Origin of the sequence: Mesorhizobium sp. M7A.F.Ca.CA.004.04.2.1 (genome assembly GCF_004022825.1) — a bacterium.
GTDB lineage: Bacteria > Pseudomonadota > Alphaproteobacteria > Rhizobiales > Rhizobiaceae > Mesorhizobium.
Genome location: NZ_RZPH01000226.1, coordinates 1 through 6,923, shown reverse-complemented (window position 1 = coordinate 6,923; position 6,923 = coordinate 1). Strand labels below are relative to the sequence as shown.

Genomic DNA, 6,923 nt, shown 5'->3' with positions numbered 1-6,923 from the left:
CGCCACAGGCGCCGGCCACCCCCGCACCGGTCGATCCCGAGATGTGCATCGTGGGCGATGCGTCATGCCTTTGCCTCCCGGATCGCCCGCAGCGTGGCGTGGCGTAGTTTATTTTCGCGCTTGAGGGTCTTCACGCGTCCGACAAGGCCAGGTTTGATCCATTCGGCATCGGGCTTGTCGGCGCCCCTCGGTGGCGCGCCTTTCCCCTCTTGCACCTTGGCATAGAGGCGTTCGCGCATGGCTTTGGTCAGGGCGATGTTTGCCGAGCCGACGTAGCGGCGTTCCGCATCGCGGGTTGCCATCAAGGCGAGTGGAGCCGAACTGGGCGTTCGCTGCACGCCTGCAACTTCAAAGTCGACTTCCTCATAGCATTTCGTTTTCAGCCACGCTTCGGTGTCGCCTGACCGATAGACGCTGTCAGGCCGCTTCGACACCATGCCCTCTAGGCCCATGCGGTCAACCGCGGCGTAGAAGTCATCCCCGCCGCCATGCACATGGTGGCTGTACTGGATCACGCCCTTGGCAGGCCTGACGAGTTCGAGCAGCTTTTCCCGGCGTGCCAGCAATGGTTCGGGGCGCAGGTCGATGCCGTCATGGTGCAGCAGATCGAAGGCAACGAAGATGATCCGATCCGGCGCCCATCGCATCGCCGACCGCAGCGAATGGAAATCCGACACGCCTTTCTCGTTAAGGACGATTGCCTCGCTGTCGATGATTGCCGACTTCGGAATGGTTGCCGCCGCCTCGACAATCGTCTTGTACGTCGATGACCAGTCGTAGCCCCTTCGCGTGATCGCTCTGGCCTTGCCGTCCTCAACAATCACCTGGGTACGATAGCCGTCATATTTGATTTCGTGAATCCAGTTGTCCCCTGTCGGCGGCACCTCGACAAGCGTGGGGAACATCGGCCGGATGAACTTCAACATACGCTAACTCGGACTGACCGACTTTAAATTAGAAGAGGCTAAAATAGTTGCAAAGGAACGCACCAGACGCTTGGGCAGCTCCGGAGCACCTTGAGGAGCGTTATCTTGATCCAGCGGCTGAAATCGCTGGAGCGCCGCTTGGCCGGCTCAAGGAACGATTCCGCCCTCCCGGTGTTTCAATCCCATGACAAACATCACGAAAGGCCGGGGAATCGCGATGGCGGCCGAAGTCGCCAGTGCCAAGCAGCGCCTCGAACGGGCCGAGCTCGCGATTGAGCGCTCGGAAAAGATGGTGGCCCAAAACATCGAGCGGTCGGGCAGGATTCGGCGTCTGATCGAGGCCACACAAGATCAATAGCCTCCACAAAGGATCCCGTGCGGGCAGAACCAAGCCGGCGCAGGGCCAACTCTGCGACAAGCGCTGGCCACCCTTACGTGGAACCGGCGCCACTTGCGCTGCTCCGCTCAGGAGGACAACCATGCCAGATGACAAAAGCAGGCGTGATTTTCGTGATCGAGACCGCGTTTCGGGCGACGAGGAATACGAGGTCGGCGATCTCGCCAGCAAATTCCAGCTTACTGGTGGAGCATATTCGGCCCTTCGCGAACCACAGGGACGCCAAACACAACCGGGTGAAGTCGGTGCGCACAGTTCACCATTCATTTACAATATTAGCGGAGGTTGAAACTCGGACATGCTAGGTAGCTCGTACATGCCCTTAGCCTCGGTGCAGATCCAGCGCCGGGGCTTTTCTGTTTCGCGGCTGGGTAGGCCTGTCCGCACTCCTGCTTGACTGCGCGGACTGCGAGAACAACGCCTCGCGGGTTCCCAATCCTTGCAAACAGTTAGATCCGGGAGCTAAGTGCGGCATAGGCTGGTAGGGCAGGAGACCAGAGCGATCTTTCGAAGAACGAAGCCGTCCTCTCTCACGAATCGGCTGCTTGAACGTACACTTTCCATAGAAACCTCCCTTCTGACCGCTGAGCAGGTTGCCGCTTCGCAAGTACTCTCGGCACAGAGAAAAATATTGGAGGGTTTTATCCGAGCTTGACGCATCAAGGAACTCAAAGGGGTTGTCTCTCAGGCCACCCTACGCAACATTAGCGGTTGCTATTGCGTTCGCCAATTCTTCTTCTGTAAACGGCTTGCTGAGAATCTTGATGTCGCGAGTCCCCGGGAGTTCGGCGTAGCCCGTTGCTATAATGACGGGTACGTGCGGCCACTGGACTTTGATCGTATTCGATAGCTGCAGGCCCGTCATTTTCGGCATAGCATGATCCGTTATAACGAGGTCGAACGGGTGCTCCTCCAAAAGCCTGAGGGCTGCCGCCGCAGAATGCGCCTCCGCGACAGTATGGCCGAGATCCTCGAGCATTGCCGCGGTATTCAAAAGGACCAGGGCATCGTCATCCACTGCCAGGATCCGCAGCGACGCCGTCTCAATGGCTTCCTCGGCAAGAACATCCGGCCCGCGCGCGACTTCCGAGCTCGCGGTGGCGACCGGCAGCCACAGTTCCGCCGTCGTCCCTGCTCCCTTGCGGCTCCTAAGCGTCAGGCGCCCGCCCATTTGTTCTGTCATCCCATGTACCATAGACAGACCGAGACCCGTGCCTTTGCCAACGCCTTTTGTGGTGAAGAACGGTTCTGTCGCCCGAGCTAGTGTTTCTTCGTCCATTCCTTCGCCAGCGTCTGCTACCGAGAGGCAGACGTATGGGCCTGGGGCCAAGCCTGCCTCTTTGCTTTCGCCGACCTGTTCCATCCGAGTGGAGATGACGATCGTTCCGCCGTCAGGCATCGCATCCCTGGCATTGACGCACAGATTGAGCAATGCGAGTTCGATTTGACTTTCATCCACCATCACATGATCGAGCGAGAGCGGAAATTTGGTCTCGATAGTCGCTCTTGAGCCCAGCGATCGCTCCAAGAGCTCCTTCATTCCATGTATGAGCTCAATCAAATCGACAGGCTTCGGATCGAGTTGCTGCCGCCGCGCGAAAGCCAGCATGCGCTGCGTCAACGACGCTCCCCGTCGCGCCCCGAGCACGGCATTATCCAGAAGACGCAGCAATTGTGGATCGTCAGGTAGCCGTTTGCGCAGCAGCTCAAGACTACCCAGAACCGCCATCAGCAGATTGTTGAAGTCGTGAGCGACACCGCCCGTCAGCTTACCGATCGCATCCATTTTTTGTGACTGGAAAAGGGCTTCGCGTGCCTGATCCAATGACTCCTGCGCCTTCTTCCGTTCCGTTATGTCCCGCGTAACCTTCGCGAAACCCAGGAGTTCGCCATCCTCGTGCCGAATGGCGTCGATGACCACATGGGACCAGAACGCAGTACCGTCTTTGCGTATCCGCCAGCCCTCGCGCTCAACTCGCCCCTCGCGAGCAGCGATTTCCAAGGCGCTTTGCGGAGTGCCTCGCTCGCGATCCTCGGGCGTGTAGAACTGCGAGAAGTGCTTGCCGACTATTTCGTCGGCCGAGTAACCTTTGATGCGTTCTGCACCCGAGTTCCAGCTCGTGATTACGCCTTCAGGATCAAGCATATAGATCGCGTAGTCCGTCACGCCCTGAACCAGGCGCTGGAACTGCTCCTGACCTCTCCGGATTTCATCCTCCGCTTTCTTGCGCTCGGTAAGATCACGGGTGACTTTTGCGAAGCCGGTTAATTTGCCGCTTGGATCGAATATAGGATCAACCACAACATGAGCCCAGAAACGGCTCCCGTCGCGACGCACTCTCCAGCCCTCGGTTTCAAATTTGCCATTGCGGGCTGCTGTCTCCAGAGTCCGCGATGGAAGACCAGCTTCGCGATCTTCCTGCGTGTAGAAGCACGAGAAATGCTGACCGATGATCTCGCTCGCGGAATAGCCTTTGAACCGCTCTGCCCCCGCGTTCCAACTCGTCACGGTTCCCGAACGGTTCAACATATAGATCGCATAATCGGTAACGGCCTCGACGAGAACGCGGTAGCGATCCTCATCGGCTTTATCGACGGTCCCTTGAATCATACCCCATCCGTTCATCTGTCAACTTCATGAAACTGCTGGCGTCTCGGATGGTTCCACAGACGAGGGGAAGGCGTGCGTCCTTATGTGGCACAGGCCGTGATTGCCGTGGCCTGCAACGAGCTACTTGCCTGACGGCGGCGCGGCCATTACAGAAACTGGAATTCCAGATACTGGGGTCGGGCCGCCGGTCGGTCTACCCAGGTTCTACTTCGAACCTATGATTATGGCGGCTTACGATTCCTGTTTGGAGACGAGGGCGGAATGACCGAGCGAAAGAAGCAGCCCGTTGTAAGTTCCGGCATTGCCGGCTTGGACGAAATTCTTCGCGGTGGATTGCCCGCTTCCAACTTCTACATCGTGCAAGGCGATCCAGGCGCAGGCAAGACGACCGCGGCCTTGCAGTTCCTGCGCGCCGGTGTGGCAGCCGGTGAACGCTGCATCTATGTCAGCCTTTCGCAAACCGCCGCCGAACTGCAGGCGATTGCGTCTTCACACGGCTGGACGCTTGATGGGATTCGTGTTGAGGAATTGTCCGCTTCGGAGACCCTGAGTGGCGCGGCCGATCAGACGATTTTCCAGACTGCCGACCTTCGATTGGATGAAACGCGCAAGGCGATTGAACGCGCGATCGAAGAACACAAACCCCACAGGCTTGTTTATGACTCGCTGCTCGAGATCCGGCTGATTACCGGTGACACACCGAGGTTCCGGCGCGAACTGATTGGCTTCAAGGCCTTCCTTGCCAAACGGGGCATTGTGGCGGTGTTGCTCGACACCCAGACCAGCGGAGGCGATCACAACGGCGAGGAAATCGAGGGCATTGCCCACGGCGTGATCCGGCTTGATAAATCTCTCGAGGACTACGGCGGCGTGCGCCGGCGCATTGAAGTCAGCAAGATGCGCGGCGTGCCGTTTGCTGACGGTTATCACGATATGGCCATTCGCGAGGGCGAGGGCGTTGTGGTGTTTCCGAGGATTGTGCCAGGGTCGCCTCCCGAAGTGACCAAGCCGCAACTGATCAAGTCAGGGGTAGACGCTCTCGACGAGATGTTCGGCGGCGGCCAGGAATCGGGAACCATAACGCTCGTGATTGGTCAGTCGGGAACAGGCAAGTCGACGATGTCTTCGCTTTACGCCACTGCCGCGCTTCAGCGCCGCGAAAGCGTGGCCCTGTTCCTGTTTGAGGAGCGACTGGAGACTTTCTTTCGCCGGTCCGAGGGCCTTGGGATGGATCTTCGGCAGTTCCACAAGGATGGCCAACTTGTCATCTACGATTTTAGTCCCAACGAAATCTCGCCTGGGGAGTTCGGCCAGATTGTGCAGCAAGTCGTCAGTCGCAACAATACCCGGGTTGTCGTGATTGACAGCTTCACCGGCTATCTGAATTCTCTTCCCCACCGGGAAAAGGCGGTTCTGGACATCCAGTCTCTCCTGAAACATCTCGCGCGCGCTGACGTGCTGACCATGCTCATTGTCGCCCAGCATGGTTTGCTCGGGCAGAACGTTGGGATCGACGTGGACGTTAGTTTTCTCGGCGACACCGTGCTTCTGCTGCGCATGTCCGAGCATGAGGGCCGTTTGAGGCGCAACATCACGGTCGTCAAGAAGCGCCACGGCCCGCACGATCTCGATGTCCGGGAACTGTTCATCGCGAGTTCCGGCGTTTCCGTCGTTTCCTACAATCCTCTGCCCGAGACGTGAACGACGTCGAGCGAAACGGGCTGGGAACACTGGATTGGGTGCTGATCTTGGCGCCTTACCGCAAGGATGCTGGTTACACCGCTTCCCTGCTGCAAGAACGTGGTCTACGGGCTCTAGCGGCGAGTCCCGAGGACTTAGAGGGTTTGCTTGCGCTATCCCCTGGAGTGCTGGTTGTTACTCACGAAGCCTTGAATCCTCAGGCTATCGCAACGGTTGAAAGTTTCCTTCAGGCGCAGCCGAATTGGTCGGAAATTCCAATCGTTGTTTTGTTGGACCGCGCGGCACAGCAGTCACGCATCCAAGCGGCGCTGAGTGCTGCTTGGCCACGTTCGCGTCAGATATACTATCAGCGTCCCGTGGCTGCGCTCGAACTGATAAGCGGAATCCAGTCGGCACTCCTCACCAGAATTCGCCAGCGCGACGTGCGTGACTATCTTGAGCGGGAGACGGAACTACGCCTTGAACTAAATCATCGAGTGAAAAACATCCTGGCGACCGTCATATCCATCTTCGATATGACCAGGCGCGGCGCGATCTCGGCAGAGGGACTTGCAGAAGACTTCAAAGGGAGATTGAGAGCCTTGTCGGATGTTCATTCTGCAGTTTTTGCTGCCGGTGGCGAGACAGTGGCCTTAACGAATGTAGCAAAATCGGTCCTCGCGCCATACCTTTCCAAGGATCAAACTGCCATCACGATCGAAGGACCCGAGGTGCTGCTTTCGCGCGATGCCGGTACAACTCTCGCCCTCTCGCTTCATGAACTGGCAACAAACGCCATCAAATATGGCGGCTTGTCCCGCCCCGAAGGCAGAATACGCCTGGAATGGAATATTGAGTCGAACTCGGAACCATTGCTGTCGTTGAGATGGACCGAAACAGGAGGACCAACCGTAGTCGAACCCTCGCGAGTGGGATATGGGACGCGCTACATGCGCGCTGCATTGACGAGTCTGTTCGGACAGGCTCCCGATCTCGACTTTGCGCCGGAGGGACTGCGTTTCTCGATCCGCGGCCTGCTCTCCCGCCTTGCATCCGATGGTCGGCTCGGCTGATTGCGGCAGCGCCTGCCATTGGGCAGCGGAAGTTCCAAACAGTATCGTGATTGCCAAGCCCTTTCTTCTACCGCAGATCATCAGCAGGAGCCCGCCACCGGGCGCCGCTCGCGAAGGAGCGACGCACCTTGCCAAGGAACTGGCAAGGGCGCTGCTTGCATCTGTGTCCGCCGAAAATCGGGGCCGCCTGCTTGGAGTTTTGCTGTTGGCGCGTTTCTCAGGAAACGGCCTATAGG

General features: G+C 58.2%; 6 protein-coding genes. 4 read left to right on the top strand and 2 right to left on the bottom strand.

Translation table 11 applies throughout. The features are described from left to right. Positions 1-62: 62 nt before the first annotated feature. Positions 63-926, bottom strand: coding sequence for an ATP-dependent DNA ligase (locus EN893_RS12765; RefSeq protein ID WP_127268874.1), 864 nt, complete (start codon positions 924-926; stop codon positions 63-65). 184 nt (positions 927-1,110) lie between these two features. Between EN893_RS12765 and EN893_RS38065 the strand changes: the two genes are divergently transcribed. After that, entirely contained in the window at positions 1,111-1,284 is a 174-nt protein-coding gene (locus EN893_RS38065; RefSeq protein ID WP_164748842.1) for a hypothetical protein, read from the top strand. 121 nt (positions 1,285-1,405) lie between these two features. Continuing rightward, positions 1,406-1,612 carry a DUF3606 domain-containing protein gene (locus tag EN893_RS12760; RefSeq protein ID WP_127268872.1) on the top strand — a complete coding sequence of 69 codons (207 nt, stop codon included), beginning with the start codon at positions 1,406-1,408 and terminating at the stop codon, positions 1,610-1,612. 405 nt (positions 1,613-2,017) lie between these two features. Here the strand turns inward: EN893_RS12760 and EN893_RS12755 are convergent, their stop codons facing one another. Beyond that, the gene (locus tag EN893_RS12755; RefSeq protein ID WP_245456910.1) at positions 2,018-3,934 is read right to left on the bottom strand and encodes a PAS domain-containing sensor histidine kinase; all 1,917 of its coding nucleotides are present in this window, start codon (positions 3,932-3,934) and stop codon (positions 2,018-2,020) included. Positions 3,935-4,195: 261 nt separating this feature from the next. On the opposite strand from EN893_RS12755, the gene EN893_RS12750 reads away from it, so the two are divergent. Further along, positions 4,196-5,635: an ATPase domain-containing protein gene (locus tag EN893_RS12750; protein ID WP_127268868.1), complete on the top strand. Its 1,440-nt coding sequence runs from the start codon at positions 4,196-4,198 to the stop codon at positions 5,633-5,635. Continuing rightward, positions 5,632-6,687: an HWE histidine kinase domain-containing protein gene (locus EN893_RS12745; protein ID WP_127272449.1), complete on the top strand. Its 1,056-nt coding sequence runs from the start codon at positions 5,632-5,634 to the stop codon at positions 6,685-6,687. Before EN893_RS12750 ends, EN893_RS12745 begins: the two co-directional genes overlap by 4 nt. The last annotated feature ends 236 nt before the right edge of the window (positions 6,688-6,923 follow it).